This is a genomic window from Amycolatopsis sp. cmx-4-61 (assembly GCF_046548775.1).
Lineage (GTDB): Bacteria > Actinomycetota > Actinomycetes > Mycobacteriales > Pseudonocardiaceae > Amycolatopsis.
The window spans coordinates 195,399-217,601 of sequence record NZ_JAEBEI010000010.1; the positions used below are offsets into that span (position 1 = coordinate 195,399).

Below are 22,203 nucleotides of genomic sequence, written 5' to 3' on the forward strand. Positions count from 1 at the left end.
CGTCCCGGGACACACCCGTGACCGGCACGCACGACCACCCGGCCGCCACCGCGGCCGTACCGAACCGGGGAGTTCACCTTGACCGACACGTTGGCCGGCACCGGCATCGACGGCCCGCCACTGTCCTATCCGGACACGACGGTCGCCGCGCTGGTCCTCGCGCAGGCGCGGCGGACGCCGGATGCGCTCGCCGTGCGGCAGGGCGCCACCGAGCTCACCTACGCTGAGCTCGTCGCGGCCGCCTGGGGGGTGGCCGCCGCCCTGCGGGAGCGCGGCGCCGGCCCGGAGACCCGGGTCGGGGTGTGCGCCCACCGGACACCCGCTCTGGTGGCCACCGTGCTCGGGGTGCTGCTGTCCGGCGCCTGCTACGTCCCGCTCGAACCCGGTGGCCCGCGGGCCCGGCTGACCGGCATCGCCGCGGACGCCGGCGTGACCCTGGTCGTCGGGGACGCCGCCGTCGCGGAATTCGGGCCCGGCCGCGGAATCGACGTCCCGCCGCCCGGTGACCCGGGCACCTGCCCCGCGACACCGGACAACACCGCGCACGTGCTCTACACCTCCGGCTCGACCGGGCGGCCGAAGGGCGTGCTCACCAGCCACCGCAACATCGTCGCCTTCGTCGCCGGGTTCGCCGCCCGGCTCGGCGCCGGCGAAGGCACCCGCGCGCTCGGCGTCTCCTCGCTGGGGTTCGACGCGTTCACCATGGACGTCTTCGTCCCGCTCGCCGTCGGCGGCTCGGTGCAGCTCGCCGGCTCGGCCGACCGCGCCGACCCGGAACGGCTGCGGCGGTTCGTCGTCGAGCACGACGTGAACTTCGGGTTCACCACGCCGACCCTGCTGTCCCTGCTCGACCCCGCGGACGTGCCCGGCTGGCGGACCGTGGCCTGCGGCGGCGAGCCGGTGCCCGCCGAGCTGGTCGCCCGCTGGCTGCCCGGCCGCCGGTTCTTCCACGTCTACGGCCCGACCGAGACCACCGTCGTCGTGGTCACCGACGAGGTGACCGGCAGCCCGGCCGACCCGCTGCCGCTGGGCACGCCGACGCCGAACCACCGCGCGAGCATCGTCGACGCCGAGCTGCGGCCGGTCCCGCCGGGCGAAGTGGGCGAGCTGGTCATCGGCGGCCCGGGCGTCGCCGCGGGCTACCTGAACCACCCGGAGCTGACCGCGCGGAAGTTCGTGGACGACCCGGTCGCCCCGGGGGAGCGGCGCTACCGCACCGGAGACCTGGCCCGCCTGCGCCTCGACGGCCGGCTCGAGTTCGCCGGCCGCGCCGACCGCCAGGTGAAGGTCCGCGGCCAGCGGATCGAGCTCGGCGAGGTCGAGGCGGCCCTCGGGAGCCACCCGGACGTCGGCGCCGTCGCGGTCGAGGCCGTACCGGGTCCCGGTGGCACCCGGCTGGTCGCCTTCCTGACCCCGGCCTCGGCCCCGTCCGACGCCGACATCCACGCTTATGCCGGGGAGCGGCTGACCGAGGCGATGCGCCCGGCCGCGCTCCGGCGGCTGGACGCGCTGCCGGTCAACGCCGTCACCGGCAAGATCGACCGGGCCGCCCTGCGCGCACTGGCCGGGACCGAGCCGGTGGCGGCCGCCGAACCCGCGTCACCGGTGGAAGCGGTGTGGCGCCGGGTGCTCGGCGCGGGCGCCGGAGCCGACTTCCTGCTCTCCGGCGGCGATTCGATCTCGGCGATGCGGCTGGTCGCGGCCCTGCGGGCGGACCTGGCCGCCGACGTCTCGGTCGAGGACGTCTTCGCCGGGCGGACCCTCGACGGGCTCACCCGGCGGGTGGCCGCGGCCGCCCCGCTCTCCGGCGCGGGCCTGACCACCGGGCACGCGCCCGCGTTGTCCCCGCCGCAGCGGCGGCTGTGGTTCCTCGACCAGCTCGCCCCGGACGCGGCGCCGTACAACATCGCGATGGCCTTCCGCCTCGCCGGTCGTCTCGACGTCGAGGCGCTGCGGGCCGCGCTGCGGGCGGTGGCCGAGCGGCACGACGTGCTCCGCTGGCGCATCCGCCCGGTCGACGGTGTCCCGCGAGCCGAGTGCCTGCCGCCGTCCGACGTGGCCCTGCCGGTCATCCCGGTGGCCGCGGACGCCGTGCGCGACCGGCTGGCCGCCGACGCGGCGACGCCGTTGCGGCTCGACCGCGAACCGCCCTGGCGCGTGCGGCTCTACGAGCTGGGGCCGGACGAGCACGTCCTCGGGTGCACGCTGCACCACGCGGTGTTCGACGGCTGGTCGCAGGAACTGCTGTGCGCCGACCTCGCGGCGGCCTACCGCGGCGAGGCGCTGCCGCCGCTGCCGGTGTCCTATGCGGACTACGCGGTCTGGCGCGCGGACCGCGACCGCCGTCGTGAAGCGATCGACCTCGCCTGGTGGAGCGCCCACCTCGCCGGTGCACCGTCCACTGTGGACCTGCCGCGGGATCACCCGCGCCCGGCCGTGCAGACCTACCGCGGCGCGAGCCGGTACCAGGCGTTCCCCGCCGGCGTGGCCGACGCCGCCGGGGAACTGGCGCGGCGCACCGGGACCACCCGCGCCGGTGTGGTGCTGGCGGCGTTCGGGCAGCTGCTGCGCCGGCTGACGGGCGGCGACGACCACCTGGTGGCCACCGTCGTCGCGGACCGGCAGCTGGCCGAAACCCAGGACGTCGCCGGGTTCTTCGTGGACATCGTCCCGGTGCGGCTGAGGGCGCGGGAGGCGGACTTCACCACACTGGTGCGGGCCAGCGGCGAGGAACTCCTGGCCGCCACCGCGCACCCGGCGGCACCGATCGACCGGCTCGTGGACGCCCTCGGCGTGCCGCGCGACCCGTCGCGGGCGCCGCTCGTGCAGGTGATGGTCAACGTCCTCAACTTCACCGAACCCCGGCTCGACCTGCCCGGGGTGCGCGGGTCGTGGCTGCCGGTCGAGAAGCCCGGCTCGCCGTTCGACCTGACCGTCTACGTGCTCGAGCACGGCGTCGAGCTGCTCTACAACCCGGATCTCTTCGACGCGGCCCGGATGGCCGCGCTGGCCGAGGACTTCACGGCGCTGCTCGCGGCGCTGGTCGCCGAGCCGGACCGGCCGGCCGCGGCGTGCGCGCCGGAGCTCCCGCGGGCCGCCGTCCGCACCGCCGCACCGGAGGCGGCCGCACGGTCCCGGTCCGAGCAGGCACCGGTCGCCGACGTCGCCGCGCTGGCCGCCACGGAGACGGTCATCGCGGCCACCTGGCGGGAGGTGCTGGGGCTCGACGCCGTGGGCGTGACCGACAACTTCTTCGACATCGGCGGGCATTCGCTCGCCCTGGCCCGCGTCCACGCCGAGGTCACCGCCCGGCTCGGCCGCCGCATCCCGATGGTGGACCTGTTCACCCACCCCACCGTCCGCGCCCTCGCCGCCCACCTGCACGCGGGGGCCGCACCCGGCCCGGAGCTCGCCCGCGCCGCCGAGCGGGTCGCCGCCCGCCGGGGGCGCACCCCGTCCAGAAGACCCCGCCGCAGTGCCGGCACGACCGGCCAGGAACAGGAGCGACCGCTGTGACCCACGACCTCGAACCCGACGCGATCGCCGACCCGATCGCGATCGTCGGCATGGCCGCCCGCGTGCCCGGCGCCGGCGACCTGCGCCGGTTCTGGCGGAACCTCGTCGACGGCGTCGAGTCCATCAAGCCCGCCACCCGCGAGGAACTGCTGGCCCGCGGCGCGGACCCGGCCACCTTGGACGATCCCAGCTGGGTCAACGCGACCACGATGGTCGACGGCTTCGACGAGTTCGACGCCGACCTGTTCGGGATGACCAGCCGCGAAGCGGAGATCACCGACCCGCAGCACCGCGTGTTCCTCGAAGCCTGCCACTCGGCGCTGACCGACGGCGGCTACGACCCGGCCCGCTACCGCGGCGCGATCGGCGTCTACGGCGGCACCGGCCGGACCGGGTACCTGATCGAGAACCTGCTGCGCAACGAGCGGGTGATGGCGTCGCAGCACGGCGGCATCGGGATGTCGACCGGGAACCAGCCGAGCTACCTGACGACGTCGGTGTCCTACAAGCTGAACCTGCGCGGGCCGAGCCTGGCCGTCCACACGGCGTGCTCGACGTCGCTGGTCGCGGTGCACCTGGCCTGCGAGGCCCTGCGCAACGGCGAATGCGACATGGCGCTGGCCGGCGGGGTGAACCTGGAGATGCCGCACGGCATCGGGTACATGGGTGTCGACGGCTTCACCTCGCCGGACGGGCACGTCCGCGCGTTCGACGCGGGCGCCAACGGCACGGTCTGGAGCAGCGGCGTCGGCGTCGTCCTGCTCAAGCGGCTTTCGCAGGCCCTGGCGGACGGTGACCACGTCCGGGCGGTCGTGCTCGGCAACGCGATCAACAACGACGGTGCCACGAAGGTCGGCTTCTCCGCGCCGAGCGTCTCGGGCCAGACCGAGGCCATCGCGCAGGCGGTCGGCATGGCCGGGGTGAGCCCGCGCACGATCTCCTACGTCGAGGCGCACGGCACCGGAACCGCGCTGGGCGACCCGATCGAGATCACCTCGTTGTCCACTGTGTACGGACACGGCGTGCCGGACACCGGCTGGTGCGCCATCGGCTCGGTGAAGTCGAACATCGGCCACCTGTCCCAGGCGGCCGGCGTCGTCGCGCTGATCAAGACCGTGCTGGCGATGGAGCACGGGCTCATCCCGCCGACCATCAACTACGAAGCACCCAACCCGGGCATCGACTTCCCGCGCAGCCCGTTCTACCCGGCGCGCACGGTGACCAAGTGGGAGGCGGCCGACACCCCGCGCCGGGCGGGGGTGAGCTCGTTCGGCGTCGGCGGCACCAACGCCCACCTGGTGCTGGAGGAGGCCCCGGCGCCGCGGCGGCACCGCCGCCCGCACCCGGCTTACCTGCTGCGGGTGTCGGCGAAGACGCCGGAAACGCTGGCCGCGGCGGTCGAGCGGCTGGCCGACCGGCTGGCCGGGGACATCGACCTCGACCTCGCCGACGTCGCCCACACCCTGGCGGCCGGGCGCACGGAGTACCCGCACCGCGCGGCCGTCGTCGCCCGCGATTCCGAAGACGCGGTCGACGGCCTGCGTGACCCGCGGCGCCTGCTCACCGCGCAGGCGGCCGAGCTCAAGGTGGCGTTCCTGTTCTCGGGGCAGGGGTCGCAGTACGCCGGGATGGGTGCCGAGCTGTACCGCAGCGAGCCGGTGTTCGCCGCGGCCGTCGACGAGTGCTGCGAGCTGGCCGGGCTGCCGGGCTTGAAGGAGCTGATCTTCGACCGCGGCGGGGACGCGCAGCTGCGGGAGACCCGGTACACCCAGCCCGCGCTGTTCGTCGTCGAATACGCGCTCGCCACCCTCTGGCGCAGCTGGGGTGTGCGGCCCGGGGCGATGATCGGCCATTCCGTCGGCGAGTACGTCGCCGCGACCGTAGCCGGGGTCTTCACCCTGGCCGACGCGCTGCGGCTGGTCGTCCGGCGCGGGGAGCTGATGCAGGCGATGCCGGCCGGCGCGATGCTGGCCGTCCAGCTCGACGAAGCGGCCGTGACGCAACGGCTGCCCGAAGGCCTGGCCATCGCGGGCGTCAACGGCCCGGGCACCTGCGTCGTCGCCGGGCCGTCCGACGCCGTGGCGGACTTCGCCGCGCTGCTCAGGTCGAGTGACGTGCAGTGCCGTGAGCTGGTGACCTCGCACGCCTTCCACTCGCCGATGATGGACCCGATCCTGGCCGAGTTCACCGAGGCCGTCGCCGCGGTGCCGCGGTCGGCGCCGTCGCTGCCGTTCCTCTCGAACCTCACCGGCGGCTGGATCACCGACGCGCAGGCCACCGACCCGGGCTACTGGGCCGCGCACCTGCGGCAGGCGGTCCGGTTCGGCGACTGCGTGCGGACGCTGTTCGCCGGCGGTGACCGCTGGGCGCTCGTCGAGTGCGGTCCGGGGCACCAGCTGGCCGGGCTCGCCCGCGGCCAGGTGCCGAAGGGCCTGCCCGCGCCGCGGCCGAGCCTGCCCGGCCGCACCGACCGCGAAGGCGACGTCGAAACGCTCCATGCCGCGGCCGGTCTCTTGTGGACACACGGAGTACCGGTCGAGTCGACGGTGCCCGGGCACCGCGTTCCCCTCCCCGGCTACCCGTACGCCCGCAAGCGCTACTGGGTCGACCCCGATCCGGCGGGCACGATCGCCGAACCGGCGCGTCCGAGCGGACCGCTGCCCCTGGACGAGTGGTTCGCCGTGCCGTCCTGGCGCCAGGCCGGCCCGGAGCTGCGGCGCGAGCCGTTCGCCACCTGCCTCGCGTTCGTCGACGACGACGTGCTGCCCGGCCTGCTGCGGGACGCCGGGGTCACGGTCACCGAGGTCCGCCCGGGTGCGGAGTTCGCCGCCGTCGAGCACGGCTTCACCGTCCGGCCGGGGGCCCGGAAGGACTACGACGAACTCGTCGCCGCCCTCGGCACCCGGCCGGAGCGGGTCGTCCACGCGTGGGCCCTCGGCGGGACGGAAACCGGGATGGCCGCGCAGGACCGCGGGTTCTTCAGCGTCCTCGACCTGGTCCAGGCGTGGGGCGAGCCGGTGCGGATCGACGTGCTGGCCACCGGCACCGCCGACGTCACCGGCACCGACCTGACCCGGCCCGAGCACGCGACCCTCGCGGGCATCGCCCGGGTGCTCCCGCTGGAGGTCCCCGGCACGGTCGTGCGGCGGATCGACGTCGAAAGCGTGTCCGGTGCGGTCGTGGCCGAGCTGTTCGGGCCGGCGGACACCGCCGAGGTCGCCTTGCGGCGCGGCCGTCGGTGGGTCCTGGAGCACACGCAGCTCACCGTGCCGGAGGTGACGCAGCCGGTGCTGCGCGAGGGCGGCCGGTACCTGATCACCGGCGGGACCGGCGGCATCGGGATCACCCTGGCCGAGGACTTCGCGCTGCGCGTCCGCGCGAAGCTGATCCTGCTGACTCGGTCCGGGCTCCCGCCCCGCGAGGACTGGGCCGCCTATGACGGCGACGACCGACCGGCCCGCGCGATCCGCGCTATCCGGCGGATGGAGGCGGCCGGTGCGGTGGTGCACGTGGTCGCCGCCGACGTCACCGACCCGGTACGGCTGCGGGAGGTCCGCGAGCTGGCCGAGCGCGAGTTCGGCGGGCTCGACGGGATCGTGCACGCGGCCGGCCTGCCCGGCGGCGGCGTCGCCGAAGTCAAGGAGCGGGCGGCCGCGGAAGCGGTCCTCGCCCCGAAGATCGGTGGCACGCTCGCGCTCGCCGAGGCGTTCGCCGACCTGCCGATGGACTTCGTCGCGCTGTGCTCGTCGGTCACCGCCGTCTCCGGTGACTTCGGGCAGGTCGACTACTGCGCGGCCAACAACTTCCTCGACGCCTACGCCCGCGGCTCCCACGGCTGGCGGGCCCGGGTCGTCTCGCACGACTGGGGCGGCTGGGACGAGGTCGGCATGGCCGCCGAGGTCGCCGCGCCGACGACGATCCGCTCCACCCGCACCAAGGCGGACGGCCCCGTCTCGCACCCGGTGCTGACCACCCGCACCGGCGAGAGCTGCCACGGTCTGGTCTCGGCGAACGGGCACTGGCTGCTGGCCGAGCACCGGATCTCCGGCGTGCCGGTCGTCCCGGGCACCGGGCACCTGGAAACCGTGCGAGCGGCGGTCGAGGCGGCCCGGCCGCGCCCGGGCGACGGCCACGTCGTCGAACTGCAGGACGTCGCCTTCCTCGAGCCGTTCTCGGTGCCGGACGGGACCGTCGCGGAGTACCGGGTCGCCTTCGAGGGCGACGGCTTCACCGTGACCAGCCGCGCGGGTGGGGTGACGAAGGTGCACGTCCGCGGCTCCGCGGGCTGGGTCCCGGCCCCGACGACGTCCACAGTGGACCTCGAAGCGGTGCGGGGCCGGACCCGGGTGCTCGACGACGGCAACGCCTTCGGCACCGGCCGGACCAGCATGGTCACCTTCGGCCCGCGCTGGGCGGCGCTGCGCACCCACCACGTCGGCGAGCACGAGGAACTGGCATCGCTCGTCGCGCCGGACGCGGCCGCCGGGGACACCGGCTGGGGCCTGCACCCCGCGCTGCTCGACGTCGCGACCGCGTTCGGCCGCGGCCGGGGAAGCGGCACCTACCTGCCGATGAGCTACGGGCGCGTCGTCGTGCACGCCCCGCTCCCGGCGAGCTTCCACAGCCACCTGCGTCATCGCGACTCCGGTGGCGACCAGGTGATCTCCGCCGACCTGACGCTCTGCGACGACACCGGCCGCGTGCTGGTCGAAATCGAGGACTTCGTGCTGCGGCAGGTCGACGAGAACGCGGTCAGCAGCGGGCTGAGCGTCGTGCCGAGGTCCACTGTGGACTCCACCGGGATCCGGCCGGTCGACGGCGCCGAGGCGTTCCTGCGGGCCTTGACGCCGGGCCTCGGCGGGCAGGTGGTGATCAGCACCCGCCCGGTGCGCGACCTGTTCGCCCGCCGCGTCACCGCCGAGCGCCTGGAAGAGACCGAAGAGGTCGCCGAGGCGGTCTCGCCGCAGGCGCAGGACGACTACGTCGCCCCGCGCACCGACCTCGAGGCGGAGATCGCGCGGCAGTGGGCCGAGGTGCTCGGCGTCGAGCGCGTCGGCGTCCACGACGACTTCTTCGCCCTCGGCGGCAATTCCCTCGTCGCCATCCAGCTGATCGCCCAGGTGCGCAAGACCACCGGCGCCCGGCTGGCCATGAAGACGCTGTTCGAATCCTCCACGGTGGCCGCACTGGCCGAGCGGATCGAGGAACTGCGCAGCGGGGCCCATTCCCGTGGAAGCGCCCCCGAGCCCGCCCCGGCCGCGACCACCATCCCCAAGCTCGAGCGCTGAAGCAGGAGACATGACCGACACGAAGGAATGGACGTTCCCGGCCTCGTTCGGGCAGGAGCGGATCTGGCTGTCCAACCAGCTCGACCCGGCGTCCCCGGTGTACAACCTCCCGTGCCAGGTGCGGCAGGACCTGCCGCTCACGGAGGGACAGTGGCGGGCCGCGCTCGGCGTGGTCGTCGGGCGGCACGAAGCCCTGCGGACGACGTTCCGGATGGACGGCGGCGACCTCGTCCAGGTGGTGCACCAGGACGTCCCGATCGACTTCGAGGTGCACGACCTGCGGGACGACCCGGACCGGGAAACCCGCGCGACCGAGCTGTCGGAAGCGATCGCCCGCCGCCCGATCCCGCTGGACACCGCGCCGCCGTGGCGTGCGCAGCTGTGCCGGCTGGCCGACACGGACTGGCTGCTCACCTTCGTCGTGCACCACACGGTGTTCGACGCCGGCTCGGCGGTCGTCCTGGGCAAGGAACTCGACGAAGCGTGCAACGCGGCCGCCGAGGGCCGGCTGCCGAAGCTGCCCGAGCTGGCCATCCAGTACCCCGACTACTCGGCCTGGCAACGCGGCCAGCTGGCGGCCGTCCGGCCGCAGCTGGACTACTGGCGCGACCGGCTGGCCGGCCTGCCGCCGGTGCACGGCCTGCCCACCGACCGGCCGCGGCCCGCGGAGTTCGGGTTCGCCGGCGACCAGGTCGACTTCGCCCTGCCCGACGGCCTGCTCGCGCGGGTCGGCGAGGTCGGCCGGGGCGTGTCGGCGTCGCCGTTCATGGTGCTGCTGGCCGCCTACACGGCGTTGCTGTCCCGGCTGTCCGGTTCGGCCGACATCGTGGTGGGCGTGCCGGTCGCGGGCCGCGACCTGCCGGAGCTGGCGCCGCTGATCGGGATGTTCGTCAACCAGCTCGCGATCCGGGTGGACTGCGACGGCGACCGGCCGTTCACCGAGCTGGTGGGCCGCGTCCGGACCGCGGTGCTGGACGCCATCGAGCACGGCCGGGTGCCGTTCCAGCTGGTCGCCGACGAGGTCCGTCCCGAGCGCGACCCGAGCGTGCAGGCGGTCTACCAGCTCGGCTTCAACTTCATCCCGGACTCGGGCATCGAGCCGGTCCGCTACGCCACGGCGAAGGACGACGTCGCCATCGACCTGACCGCGGTCGGCGGCCGGCTCCTCTACCGCACCGACCTGTTCGACCGGGCCACCGCGGAGGCCATGGCCGACCGGTTCCTGCGGCTGCTGACGGCCGCGGTCGCGGACCCGGCGGTCGCGGTGGCGGACCTGCCGCTGCTGTCGGAGGCCGAGCGCGTCCAGGTCCTCGAGGAGTGGAGCGGTTCGGCCACCGAGGACGCCCCGTCGGTCGTCGCGTGCTTCGAAGACCGGGTGCGGGCGACCCCCGACGCCGTCGCCGTCGACCTCGGCGGGGTCCGGCTGACCTACGCCGAACTGAACGCGCGGGCCAACCGCGTCGCGCACCGCCTCGGCGGTGGCGGCGTGGTCGGGATCTGCGCGCCGAACTCCGCGGACTTGATCGTGGGCATCCTCGGTGCGCTGAAGAGCGGCGCGGCCTACGTCCCGCTGGATCCGGCCAACCCCGCCCAGCGGCAGGCGCTCATCCTGGCCGACGCCGGAGCGCGGGTGGTGCTCACCGCCGGGGACGTGGTTCTCGAGGGGGACACCCTCGCGCTCGACGACCCGGCGGCCTGGGCGGACTCGCCCGAGGAGAATCCCGCGCGACCGGCCCCGGACGACATCGCCTACGTCATCTACACGTCCGGCTCGACCGGGCGGCCGAAGGGCGTCCAGGTCGGGCACCGTGCGCTCGCCACCTACCTCGGCTGGGCGCGTCAGGCGTACCCGAGCCTGGCCGGCCGCGCCCTGCTGCACACGTCGGCGTCGTTCGACCTGACCGTCACGACGCTGCTCGGCCCGCTCACCGCCGGCGGGTCCATTGTGGACTCGGGACGACCGGACTTCGTCAAGGCCACCCCGACGCACCTGGCCGTCCTGCCGGCGGAGTCCCACCCGGCCGGCGATCTGGTGCTCGGCGGCGAAGCGCTGCTGGGCGAGGCCGTGCAGCCGTTCTCCGGGATCGCCGTCACGAACGAGTACGGGCCGACGGAGGTGACGGTCGGCTGCGTCGCCCACCGCCTCGACGGGCCGGTCACCGGGCCGGTGCCGATCGGCCGCCCGATCCCCGGCACCCGCGCCTACGTCCTCGACGACCGGCTGCGGCCGGTCCCGCCCGGGGTCGCCGGCCAGCTCCACCTGGCCGGCGCGCAGCTCGCCCACGGCTACCTCGGGTTGCCCGAGCTGACCGCGCAGCGGTTCCCCGAAGGTCCGTTCGGGCGGATGTACGCCACCGGCGACCTCGCGCGCTGGCGCCGCGACGGCACCCTGGACTACCTCGGCCGGACCGACGACCAGGTCAAGCTGCGCGGGTTCCGGATCGAGCCGGGCGAGGTCGAGGCCGCCCTGAAGGAGCTGCCGGGGATCCGGGACGCGGCGGTCGCCGTCCGCGAAGGCACGCTCGTCGGGTACGTCGTCGGCACCGCGGACGGCGCGGCCGACGCCCTGCGGGCGACCCTGCCGGAGTACCTGGTGCCGACGGTGTTCGTCACCCTGGACGCGCTGCCGGTCGCGGCGAGCGGCAAGCTCGACCGGGCCGCCCTGCCGGACCCGCAGCTCGGTGGCGCGGCGGAGTACGTGGCCCCGAGCACCGCGGCCGAGGAGCTGGTCGCCGAGGTGCTCGGCGAGCTGCTGGGCGTGGAGAAGCTCGGCGTGCACGACGACTTCTTCGCCCACGGCGGCAATTCGCTCCTCGCCATCCGGGCGATGGTGCGGATCCGCAAGCAGGTCGGCGTCGACCTGCCGGTCCGCGGGCTGTTCTCGTTCACCACGGTGGCCGAGCTCGCCGCCGAGGTCGAGCGCCGCCTGGAGGCCGACCTCGACCAGCTCAGCGACGAAGAGGTCCAGGCCCAGCTGGCCGAAGGCGGGCCGGCGTGACGACGATCGACGAAACCGGCCGGGCGGCCGCGCGCCGCGCGCTGCTCGAACAGCGGCTGCGGCGGCGCGCCGAGCCGGCCGCGACCATCAGCCGGCGGCCGGACGGCGACCCCGTCCCGCTGTCCTACCAGCAGGAACGCGTCTGGTTCATGGAGCAGTTCGCTCCCGGGACCACGTCGTACCACATCCCGGTGCCGATCCGGCTCAGCGGCCGGCTCGATCTCGGCGTGCTGCAGGCGGCGCTCGACGCCCTCCCGGCCCGCCACGAGGCCCTGCGGATGCGCTTCCCGGCGGGGGAGGACGGGCAGCCGTCCGTCCACATCGAACCGGTCGCCGCCGTTCCCTTGTCCATGGTGGATTGCGGTGGCGAGGAGGCGGCCCGTGCGGCCGTCGACGCCGCCGCGGCCGAGCCGTTCGACCTGGCCACCGGGCCGCTGCTGCGCGCGACCCTGGCCCGGATCTCCGACGACGAGCACCTGCTCGCCGTGTGCACGCACCACATCGTCGGCGACGGCTGGTCGGTCGACCTGCTCCTGCGCGACCTCGCCGCGCACTACCACGGCACGGCGGCCGCGCTGCCCGCGCTGTCCATCGGGTACGGCGACTTCGCGCACTGGCAGCGCCGGACGCTGACCGGCGCCGAACTGGACCGCCAGCTCGACCACTGGCGGGCCGCGCTCGACGGCGTGGCACCCCTCGAACTGCCGACGGACCACCCGCGGCCGGCGACCCAGACGTTCGACGGTGCCATCCACGAGTTCTTCGTCGAGCAGGACCTCGCCCGCGCGCTCGGCGCGTTGAGCCGCGACCACGGTGTCACGCTCTTCATGACGCTCCTGGCCGCCTACCAGGTGCTGCTTTCGCGGTACTCGGGGCAGGACGACTTCGCGGTCGGGTCGTCGTCGGCCGGGCGCGGGCTGCCCGAGCTCGAGGGCGTCGTCGGCATGTTCATCAACATGCTGCCGCTGCGCGCGCAGCTCGACGGCGATCCCCCCTTCGCCGAGCTGCTGGCCCGGACCCGGCGGCACGTGCTCGACGCGTTCGAGCACGCCGACGTCCCGTTCGAGCGCCTGGTGAACGCCCTCGGCGTGCCCCGGGACGTCAGCCGCTCGCCGGTGTTCCAGGCGATGTTCGTGCTGCAGAACTACGAGATGGGCCGGCTGGGCGCGGCGGGGACGTCCGAAGTGGACTTCCGCTGGCTGCCGATGGACCTGCCCGCCACCCGGTTCGACTTCGAGTTCCACGCGATCGAAATCGAGTCCGGCATCATCGGCAAGTTCGTGCACAACACGGCGCTCTTCGGCGCGGAGACCGTCGCCGGCATGGCCGGGCGCCTGGTCACACTGCTGCGCTCGATCGTCGCCGACCCCACCCGGCCGCTGTCCGAACTCGACATCCTGGGCGAGCAGCGCGACCTGGTCGTGCACCGGTGGAACGACACCGCGGGCGAGATCCCGCCGGGCACGCTGCACTCGCTGGTCGAAGCGCAGGCCGCCCGCACGCCGGACGCGCCCGCGCTGACCTTCCGCGGCGAATCGCTGTCCTACCGGGAGCTCGACGAGCGCGCCAACCGGCTCGCCCACCGCCTGCGGGACCTCGGCGTCGGACCGGGCACCCTGGTCGGCGTCTTCGCGCAGCGGTCGTTCGAGCTCGTCGCCGCGCTGCTCGGGGTGCTCAAGGCCGGGGGCGCGTACGTGCCGCTCGACCCCGAGTACCCGGCCGACCGGCTCGCGTTCATGCTCGAAGACGCGGCCGCGCCGGTCGTGCTCACCCAGGCCGCGCTGCGCGACACGCTGCCCGCGAGCGACGCGGCCGTGGTCGTCCTGGACGACCTGACCGGACCGGGCACGCCCGTGGAACCCCTGGCGAGCGCGGACGATCCGGCGTACGTCATCTACACCTCCGGCTCCACCGGGCGGCCGAAGGGCGTCCCGAACGGGCACCGCGGCATCGTCAACCGCCTCGACTGGATGCAGCGGGCATACGGCCTCGACGGCTCGGACGCGGTGCTGCAGAAGACCCCGGCGAGCTTCGACGTCTCGGTGTGGGAGTTCTTCTGGCCGCTGATGACCGGCGCCCGCCTGGTGCTTGCCGAGCCCGGCGGCCACAAGGACGCCGCCTACCTGCGGGAACTCCTCGTCGGCGAAGGGATCACGACCGCGCACTTCGTGCCGTCGATGCTGACGTTGTTCCTCGCGGAGCCCGGCGTCGAATCGGTGACGGCGCTGCGGCGGGTCGTGTGCAGTGGCGAGGAACTGCCCCTGGGCACCGCCCGCGAGTTCGTCCGGCGGCTGCCGCACTGCGAACTGCACAACCTCTACGGCCCGACCGAGGCCGCGATCGACGTCACCGCCTGGCACTGCACGCCCGAAGCCCTCGCCGAGGTCGCGTCCGTGCCGATCGGGGCGCCGATCCGCAACCTGCGCATCCACATCCTCGACCGGCACGGCCACCCGTGCCCGGTCGGCGTGCCGGGGGAGCTGCACATCGCGGGCGCCGGGCTGGCGCTGGGCTACCACAACCGGCCGGAGCTGACGGCCGAGCGGTTCGTGCCCGACCCGTTCGGCGCTTCTGCCGACGGCCGGATGTACCGCACCGGCGACCTCGCCCGGTGGCGCCCGGACGGCACGATCGCGTTCCTCGGCCGGCTCGACCACCAGGTCAAGCTGCGCGGCCTGCGCATCGAGCTGGGCGAGATCGAGGCGCGCCTGCGGGAGCAGCCCGGCGTCGCCGACGCGGTGGTCCTCGTCCGAGAGGACACGCCGGGGGACAAGCGGCTGGTCGGATACGTGGTCGGCGAGGCGGACGCGGGCGTGCTGCGGACGGCGTTGAAGGAGACGCTGCCGGACTACATGGTGCCGCCGTCGTTCGTCACCCTCGACGCCCTGCCGCTGACCCCGAACGGCAAACTCGACCGCAAGGCGCTGCCCGCGCCGGTCGCGGCCCGCGACGCGAGCACGGCCCTGGTCGAGCCGTCCACGCCGCTCGAAGTCCTCCTGGCGGACATCTGGCGGGACGTCCTCAAGGTCGACGAACTCGGCGTCGACGACGACTTCTTCGACCTCGGCGGGCATTCGATGCTCGCCACCCAGGTCGTCGCGCGGATCGCGAAGGCGGGACACCAGGCGGGCGTGATGGACCTGTTCCAGCACCGCACGATCCGCGCGCTGGCGGTGTTCCTGGCCGGCGACCGCGACGACTCGGGCCGCCTGCTGTACGAGCTGACCAAGCCGGTCGCGAAGCCGACGCTCACCTACGTCTGCTTCCCGTACGGCGGCGGCAGCGCGATCGTCTACCAGCCCCTCGCCGACGCCCTGCCGAGCGGCTACTCGCTGTTCTCGGTGGCGATCCCCGGCCACGACGTCGGGCTCTCCGAGGAGGCGGTGCCGTTCGACGAGCTGGTCGAGCGGCTGGCGGACGAGGTCCTCGAGCGCATCGACGGCCCCCTCGCCATCTACGGCCACTGCGGCGTCGGCAACGCGCTCGCCGTCGGCGTCGCCCGGCGCCTGGAAGAGCGCGGCCGCGAACTGGAGGTCGTCCACATCGGCGCGATCTTCCCGTTCGCCCGGATCAAGGGCGCGGTCGGCACCCTGCGCACCCGGCTGGAGAAGCTGCGCAGCAACCGGTACTACGCGAACTGGCTCAAGGGCATGGGTGTCGACACCGACGACCTCGACCCGGCCCAGGCCGACCGGATCATCAGCAACATGCGCGCCGACAGCCGCGCCGCCGAGGAGTACTTCAGCGGCCTGCTCGACGCCCGCGTGGCCAAGCTGCGCGCGCCGATCGTCTCGGTCGTCGGCTCGGAGGACCCGGTCACCGACTACTACGCCGAGCGCTACCGCGAATGGGAGTTCCTCACCGACCGCACCGCCCTGGTCGTGCTGGACCAGGCCGGACACTTCTTCCTCCGCTACCGCGCCGAGGAGCTTGCCGAAATCCTCACCCGGGTGTACCCGGCGCTCGACGATCCGGGTGACCTGCACGTTTCGGCCCGCGGTGAAGACGCGGGCTGGGCCGTGCACGACACGCACGAGTCCACAGTGGACGAGAAGGCCGCGGTGCAGCCGAGCATGGCCCGGTTCGTCACGGTCACCGTCGGCCAGCTCGTTTCCTCGACCGGCTCCGCGCTGACGTCGTTCGCGGTGCCCATCTGGCTTTACACGAAGACCGGCTCGGTCACCGACCTCGGCCTGCTCTGGGCCCTCGCCCTGCTGTGCGGCGTGCTCGTCCTGCCGGTGGCGGGCGCGCTGGTCGACCGCGGCGACCGCCGCCGGATCATGATCGCGGCCAGCGCGGTCGCCGGTGTCATCCAGCTCGCGCTCGCGCTGCTGCTGACGGCCGGGCACCTGCAGCTGTGGTTCCTCTACGTGCTGATCCCGCTCGGTTCGGTCGCCGGGTCGATCCAGCGGATCGCCTACCAGTCGTCGGTGGCGCAGCTGGTGCCGAAGCAGTACCTCGGCCACGCGATGGGCCTGGCCCAGCTGTCCAACGGCTTCGCGCAGCTGCTCATGCCGGTGATCGCCGCCGGGCTGCTCGCCGCGATCCAGCTGTCCGGCATCCTGGTCCTGGACATGGCGAGCTACGCCTTCGCCGTCGTCAGCCTGCTGTTCGTCCGGTTCCCCGACCTGCTGGGCTGGCGCCCGCGCGAACCGCTGCTGACGGCGATCGCGGGCGGGCTGAAGTACTCGTGGCACCACCGCGGCTTCCGCACCATGCTGCTGTACTTCGCGCTGGCCAACGTCTTCCTGGCGCCCGCCCTGGTGCTCGTCTCGCCGCTGGTGCTGTCCTTCGGCACGGTGACCGACGTCGCCCAGGTCGCCCTGGCCGAGGCGATCGGCGCGGTGGCCGGCGGCATCGGCATGGCGCTGTGGGGCGGGCCGCGCCACCGGCGGATGGTCGGCGTCCTCTTCGGCAACGTCGGCATCGCGCTGGGCAGCCTGGTGATGGGCCTGCGCCCGTCGCTGCTCGTCGTCGCGGCGGGGGTGTTCCTGCTGGCCGCCGCGATGGCGGTGTCGCAGGGCATCTACGCGACGCTGGTGCAGGTCAAGGTGCCGCAGCGCTACCACGGCCGGGTTTTCGCGATCAACCAGACGATCACCTGGTCGACGTTGCCGATCGGGTTCGCGGTGCTGGCGCCGCTGGCCGTCGGCTGGTTCTCGCCGCTGCTCGCGCCCGGCGGGGCCCTCGCCGGGTCGGTCGGCACGGTCCTGGGCACCGGCGAAGGCCGTGGCGTCGGGCTCGCCTACGTCGTCTACGCGCTGATCCTCCTGCTGATCAACGCCGGCGGGTTCGGCGTGCGGCTGCTGCGCCGGTTCGACACCGAAGTCCCCGACTCGCTGCCGGACGACCTCGTCGGCGCGCAGGAACGCGAGCGCAGGCTCGCCGGGAAGGAGGCCGCGTGAGCGTCGTGGTCCTGATCAGGGAAGCCCGCGGGCACTGGGTCGGCGAGGTCGCCGCCGCGGTGCACGCGGCGGGCCACCGCGCGGTGCTGCTCGCACCGCCGGTGGACGCGGCCGAGCGCGCGTCGCTCGCCGCGCTGGTGGACGAGGTGGTGGCGGTCGACGACGTCTACGACGCTTCGGCGGTCGCCGCTGCGATCCGCTCGGCGTACGGGACGCCCGCCGCCGTGCTGACCGGCTCGGACGGCGCCATCGCGAGCACGGCCCGGGTCGCCGAGCTGCTCGGCGTCGCCCGGTGCCCGGCCGCCGTGTTCGCCCGGTGCGCGGACAAGTTCGCCGTCCGGGAGGCCCTGGCCGCGGCCGGGCTGCCCGGCCCCGCGGCCGCGCTGATCTCGTCGGCTTCCGAAGCGCCGGCCGTCGCCGAGCGGGTCGGGCTGCCCGCGATCGTCAAGCCGGTCAACGGCGCCGGCAGCAACCTCGTGCGCACGGTGTCCACCGTGGACGAACTGGCGGCGGCGTACGAGCTGCTGGCGACCCGGCTGCCTTCCTCGCCGGATCCGCGGTACCACCGCCGGCTCGGGTCCCTGGACCCGTCGGCGACCTTCCTGGTCGAGAGCTTCCTGGCCGGCCCGGAGTACGCCGTGGACGTGCTGGTCCGCGACGGTGTCGTCGAGCCGATCGAGATCCTCGACAAGCCCCTGATCGACGAGCGCAAGTTCGAGCTGGCGCTGTCCTGCCCCCCGGCGGGACTGTCCGCCGAGCGGGCCGCGCTGGTCACGGCGGCCGCGTCTTCGGCGGTGCTCGCGCTGGGCCTGGACAACACGGTCGCGCACGTCGAGGTGATCGACGACGAGCGGCGTGGCCCGACGATCGTCGAGGTCAACGCGGGCCGGCCGGCGGGGTCGATCATGCCGCTGCTGGCCAAGCTGCGCACGGGCATCGACGTGTTCGCCGAGCTGACGGCCCTGGCCCTGGGTGCGCCGCCGCCCGCGCGCGAGCCGGCGAAACTGCCGATCCCCCTGGCGATGCTGATCCTCTACGCGGCGGGCTCCGGCACGCTGCGGAGCATCGGCGGCCTCGACGAGGTCGCCGCGCTGCCCGAGGTCGTCGACGTCGTCACGACGGTCTCGCCCGGCCAGGTGCTCACCGACGACCAGGAGACGTACGCGGTCAACCTCGTCGTCGCCGGATTCGCCGACCACGAAGACCTCGCGGCCCTGCACGCCGAAGCGAGCAAGCTGATCCGGCTGGAGGTCGCGTGAAGACCGCGTTCATCGTCCGCGAGACGCGCGGGCACTGGATCGGCGACTTCGCCGCCGCCGTCCGGGCGTCAGGGTGGCGGGCCGAGCTCGTCACCGAGCCGCTGGACGACACCGAGCGGGCCGTGCTGGACCCGGTCGTGGACGGGTTCGTCGTCGTCGAGGACGTGCGGGACGTGTCGGCCGTCGCCGACGCCTTGCGGGACCGGGAACCCGCCGCGGTGCTCACCGCGGCGGAGGGGATCATCGCGAGCACCGCCCGGATCGCCGAGGAGCTCGGCGTCGCGCGCGGCCCGGCGTCGGTGTTCACGGTGGCGCACAACAAGTTCGCCGTCCGGGAAAAGCTGGCGGAGGCCGGGTTGCCGGGGCCGCGGGCGGCGTTGTTCGCCGACCCGGCCGAGGCCGCGGCGATCGCCGAGCGGGTCGGGCTGCCGGCGATCGTCAAGCCGGTCAACGGCGCCGCCAGCACCCTGGTCCGCACGGTGTCCACTGTGGATGATCTCGTCGCGGCCTACCAGGTCTTGGCCACCCGGCTGCCGGAGAACGCGGACGCCCGCTACCACCGGCTGCTGCCCGGCGGCCTCGACCCGCTGCGGGTGTTCCTCGTCGAAGGACTGCTCGACGGGCCCGAGTACGCGGTGGACGTCCTCGTCCGCGACGGCGCTGCGGAGACCGTCACCGTGGTCGGCAAGCCGCTGATCGACGAGCGGAAGTTCGAGCTCGCCATGGTGTGCCCGCCGTTCGGGCTGTCCGGGGAGCGCGCGGCGGCGATCCGGGGGGCCGCGGCCGACGCGGTGCTCGCCCTCGGGCTCGACCGGACGTGCGCGCACGTCGAGGTCATCGACGACGAACGGCTCGGGCCGGTGGTCGTCGAGGTCAACGCCGGCCGGCCCGCCGGGGGAGCGCAGCCCGCGCTGCTGAAGCTCGCCACCGGCATCGACGTCAGCGCCGAAGCGGTCTCGCTCGCCCTCGGCACACCGCCGCCGGCGCGGGGTACCGGGCTGCCGGTGCCGGTCGGGTACCTGGTCGTCTACGCCGAAGGCGCGGGGCGGCTGGTGCGGGTCGAAGGCACCGGCGAGGTCGCGGACCTGCCCGAGGTGCTCGACGTCGTCACCATCGTTTCCCCGGGCCAGGTGCTCACCGACGACCAGGAGATCTACGCCGTGAACGTCCTCGTCGCCGGGTTCGCCGACGTCGACGACCTGGCCGCGCTGCACGCCGAGGCCACCAAACTCGTCCGTTTCGAACTGGAGGAAGCATGACCGCTCTGCCGTCCGGGGCTTCGCTGGAGCAACTGCAGGGCAACGAGCACACCCGGATCGCCGTGTTCCCGGCCGCGGACTTCGCCGCGGTCGAGGCGCACCTGCCGCGGCTGCAGGCGCACCTGCGCGACCACGGCGCGGTCCTGCTGCGCGGCCTGCCCGCCGACCTCGGCCTGTTCAACCGCGTCACCGAGACGATCGGCGGCGCGCTGCTCACCTACACCGAGCGGTCGACGCCGCGCTCGGCGGTGGCGGGCAACATCTACACCTCGACGGAGTACCCGCCGGCCGAGTCGATCCCGATGCACAACGAGAACTCCTACTCGGCGAGCTGGCCGGCGCGGCTGTTCTTCCTGTGCGACACCGCCGCGGAGACCGGCGGCGCGACGCCGATCGCGGACAGCCGCGCGATGTTCCGCCTGCTGCCCGAAGACCTGCGGGGGCGGTTCGCGGACGGCGTCACCTACACCCGGGCGTTCCGCGAAGGGCTGGGGCTGACCTGGCAGGAGGCGTTCCAGACCGAGGACCGCGCGGCCGTCGAGGAGTACTGCGCGAGTTACGGGCAGACTTTCGAATGGACCGAGGAAGGGCTGCGCACGCGGCACGTCCGGCCGTCCTTCGTGGCGGAACCGCACACGGGGGACACCGTGTGGTTCAACCAGGCCAATCTCTTCCACGTGTCCAGCCTCGGCGAAGAGGTCAGCGAAGCGCTGCTGGAGCTGTACCCGGAGGAGGACCTGCCGCGCAACGCCTACTTCGCCGACGGCAGCCCGATCCCGCTCGCCGACCTCGAGCGGATCCGCGAGGTGTACGACGAGGTCAGCTACGCGTTCCCGTGGCAGACTGGCGACATCATGGTGATCAACAACATGCTGATGGCCCACGGGCGCGAGCCGTTCACCGGCAAGCGGCGCATCCTGGTGGCGATGACGGGATGACCGCACCGGTGGTGGTGCTGCTCGCGCACCCGCGGCCGGGCAGCTTCAACCACGCGCTCGCCGCGCGAGTGACCGACACGCTGGCCCGGGCCGGGGTGCCGGTGCGGTTCCACGACCTGTACGCCGAAGGGTTCGACCCGGTGCTGACCGCGGAAGAGGCGTACACCAGCGGGTCCCGGGCGGAGGAGTTCCTCGCCGCCGAACCGGACCCGCTGGTGCGGCGGCACCGCGACGAGCTGAGCACCGCCGGCGGCCTCGTCGCGATTCACCCGAACTGGTGGGGCAAGCCGCCCGCCATCCTCAGCGGCTGGCTCGACCGGATCCTCGTGCCCGGGGTGGCGTACCGCCTCGACGACGCCGGCGGCGCGCCCGAATCGCTGCTGTCCCTGCGGCGCCTGCTCGTGGTGAACACGTCCGACACGACGGCGGACCGGGAGCGGACGCTGTTCGGCGACCCCCTGGACGCGATCTGGCGGCGTTGCCTCGCGCCCTACCTCGGAGAGCCGGAGGTGAGCCGGCTGGTGCTGCGCGTGGTCGGCGACGCCGACGCGGCCCGGCGAGCGGAGTGGCTCGACGACGTCTCGGCGGAGGTGCGGCGGCTCTTCGGTTAGCTCCTCTGCAGGGCGTCGAAGACCAGCTTCGCCGCCTGCGCGATCAGCCGGTCGTCGTGGGTGGCGTGTTCGGCCGCCCGGCTGGACATGACGACCAGCACGATCGGCGCGCGCCCGGGCGGCCGGACGACGGCGATGTCGTTGCGGGTGGCGTAGCTGCCGGTGCCGGTCTTGTCGGCGACGGTCCAGCCCGCCGGCGTCCCCGCCCGGATCAGCGCGCCGCCGGTCGTGTTGGCGCGCATCATGTCGACTAGGACGGCCTGCTTCTCCGGCGGCAGGGCGGCACCGAGGGTGAAGGCGCGCAGGCTGCCCGCCATCGCGCGCGGCGTGCTCGTGTCGCGGACGTTGCCGGGTGCGAGGTCGTTGAGCCCGGGTTCGATCCGGTCGACGTGGGTGGTCGTGTCACCGATCCCGCGCAGCGCCTGGGCGAGCCCGGCGGGTCCGCCGAGTGCGCGGAACAGCAGGTTCGCGGCGGTGTTGTCGCTGTAGCGCAGGGCGGCGTCGATCGCGTCGCGCAGCGGCAGCCCGGTGGCGACGTGCTGTTCGGTGACGGGCGAGTTCGGCTGCAGATCGGCGCGCGTGTAGGTGAGGTTCTCGGCGAGCCCGTCGAGGCTGGTGCGCTGGAGGACGGCCGCGGCGGAGAACGCCTTGTGCGTCGAGGCGAAGCCGAAGCGTTCGTCGGCGCGGTGGGCGATCTCGCGGCCGGAGCCGGTGTCCAGGGCGTAGACGCCGAGGCGGGCGTCGAAGTCCCGCTCGAGCGGAGCGAAGTCCGGCGACGCGACGGCCGCGGTCGCGGGCGGCGAGGTCGTCCGCGGCGCGGTCGTGGCCGGCGCGTCGGTGTCGGCGGTTCGGCGGCGCAGGCGGTGAGCGGCAGGAGGACCAGCGCGGCGAGCGCGGCCCGCCGGGCGTGGGGGAGCGGCACGAGGAGC

At 74.1% G+C, this 22,203-nt stretch carries 8 protein-coding genes and 1 pseudogene; 8 read left to right on the forward strand and 1 reads right to left on the reverse strand.

Translation table 11 applies throughout. From position 1 onward, the window contains the following. The first annotated feature begins 78 nt into the window (after nucleotides 1–78). The 8 genes from ACLJOU_RS27120 to ACLJOU_RS27155 are packed head-to-tail and all read left to right on the forward strand — an operon-like array spanning nucleotide 79 to nucleotide 21,274. Nucleotides 79–3,516, forward strand: a complete 3,438-nt coding sequence (locus ACLJOU_RS27120; RefSeq protein WP_410571032.1) for an amino acid adenylation domain-containing protein — start codon at nucleotides 79–81, stop codon at nucleotides 3,514–3,516. After that, a complete protein-coding gene (locus tag ACLJOU_RS27125; protein ID WP_410571033.1) occupies nucleotides 3,513–8,804 on the forward strand; it encodes an SDR family NAD(P)-dependent oxidoreductase in 5,292 nt (1,763 codons plus the stop codon). Before ACLJOU_RS27120 ends, ACLJOU_RS27125 begins: the two co-directional genes overlap by 4 nt. 10 nt (nucleotides 8,805–8,814) lie before the next feature. Continuing rightward, nucleotides 8,815–11,802: a non-ribosomal peptide synthetase gene (locus ACLJOU_RS27130; protein ID WP_410571035.1), complete on the forward strand. Its 2,988-nt coding sequence runs from the start codon at nucleotides 8,815–8,817 to the stop codon at nucleotides 11,800–11,802. Beyond that, nucleotides 11,799–17,207 (forward strand): amino acid adenylation domain-containing protein, encoded by a 5,409-nt coding sequence (locus ACLJOU_RS27135; protein WP_410571037.1) that lies wholly within the window; start codon nucleotides 11,799–11,801, stop codon nucleotides 17,205–17,207. Before ACLJOU_RS27130 ends, ACLJOU_RS27135 begins: the two co-directional genes overlap by 4 nt. Next, nucleotides 17,204–18,466 (forward strand): ATP-grasp domain-containing protein, encoded by a 1,263-nt coding sequence (locus tag ACLJOU_RS27140; RefSeq protein ID WP_410571039.1) that lies wholly within the window; start codon nucleotides 17,204–17,206, stop codon nucleotides 18,464–18,466. The genes ACLJOU_RS27135 and ACLJOU_RS27140 overlap by 4 nt, the downstream gene beginning before the upstream one ends. After that, nucleotides 18,463–19,725, forward strand: a complete 1,263-nt coding sequence (locus ACLJOU_RS27145; RefSeq protein ID WP_410571041.1) for an ATP-grasp domain-containing protein — start codon at nucleotides 18,463–18,465, stop codon at nucleotides 19,723–19,725. The genes ACLJOU_RS27140 and ACLJOU_RS27145 overlap by 4 nt, the downstream gene beginning before the upstream one ends. Continuing rightward, the gene (locus tag ACLJOU_RS27150; protein ID WP_410571043.1) at nucleotides 19,722–20,663 is read left to right on the forward strand and encodes a TauD/TfdA family dioxygenase; all 942 of its coding nucleotides are present in this window, start codon (nucleotides 19,722–19,724) and stop codon (nucleotides 20,661–20,663) included. The genes ACLJOU_RS27145 and ACLJOU_RS27150 overlap by 4 nt, the downstream gene beginning before the upstream one ends. Continuing rightward, nucleotides 20,660–21,274: an NAD(P)H-dependent oxidoreductase gene (locus ACLJOU_RS27155; protein WP_410571045.1), complete on the forward strand. Its 615-nt coding sequence runs from the start codon at nucleotides 20,660–20,662 to the stop codon at nucleotides 21,272–21,274. The genes ACLJOU_RS27150 and ACLJOU_RS27155 overlap by 4 nt, the downstream gene beginning before the upstream one ends. On the opposite strand, the pseudogene bla reads toward ACLJOU_RS27155, so the two are convergent. Further along, nucleotides 21,271–22,196, reverse strand: a pseudogene (gene bla, locus ACLJOU_RS27160) (class A beta-lactamase). The gene ACLJOU_RS27155 and the pseudogene bla sit on opposite strands and share 4 nt — an antisense overlap. Nucleotides 22,197–22,203: the final 7 nt, after the last annotated feature.

What these genes read in the sequence shown, in the direction of transcription:
- ACLJOU_RS27130 (WP_410571035.1), top strand. Translation starts at nt 8,815, where the DNA reads ATGACCGACACGAAGGAATGGACGTTCCCGGCCTCGTTCGGGCAGGAG.
- ACLJOU_RS27155 (WP_410571045.1), top strand. Translation starts at nt 20,660, where the DNA reads ATGACCGCACCGGTGGTGGTGCTGCTCGCGCACCCGCGGCCGGGCAGC.
- ACLJOU_RS27150 (WP_410571043.1), top strand. Translation starts at nt 19,722, where the DNA reads ATGACCGCTCTGCCGTCCGGGGCTTCGCTGGAGCAACTGCAGGGCAAC.